The organism is Bacillus sp. SIMBA_074 (assembly GCF_046534555.1).
Lineage (GTDB): Bacteria > Bacillota > Bacilli > Bacillales > Bacillaceae_G > Bacillus_A > Bacillus_A mycoides.
The window spans coordinates 1-415 of record NZ_JAWRYM010000135.1 but is presented as its reverse complement, the minus strand read 5'-3'; the positions used below and the strand labels follow the sequence as shown (position 1 = coordinate 415).

Annotated in this window: 1 protein-coding gene; it reads right to left on the bottom strand. The window is 58.6% G+C overall.

The window, feature by feature from the left end:
- Positions 1-131 precede the first annotated feature (131 nt).
- A partial coding sequence (locus tag SB773_RS30190; RefSeq protein WP_410593870.1) for a hypothetical protein occupies positions 132-415 on the bottom strand: 284 nt, incomplete at its 5' end.

Sequence of the window (415 nt, the reverse complement as noted above, 5' to 3'; positions counted from 1 at the left end):
AGCACGGCCGCGTGCAGCGTTAGGGGCGGCTGCTACCGACTCGGGCGGCAGCGTTTCGAGGAAAGCGTCGATGAACGCCGCCCGCTCGTCCGCATGCGAGTTGTTGGTTGTCGCGTTTTCTCCTGTGCATTTCATGAAAATTCCCTCCCGTTGCGGACTGCAAAGCAGGCGTTGTCGTATGCGGAAACCAATCGGCCTTGATTCCGCTTAATTCGCTCGGCCATCTGGTTAGCCATGCGCTTGGTTGCTGCATCGGGCGCTTCTCGTCCGAGACATTCGAGTGTTTTTATGCAGTACTCGGCGAGGACGATCGGTGTGTGAAGTGATGCAGCGTCCTTTAGGACATCACGCATGGTGGCCCCCTTCGAGGGCTGAACGGATATACGCAATGCCCGCGCGCCACATCTTCCAGCTC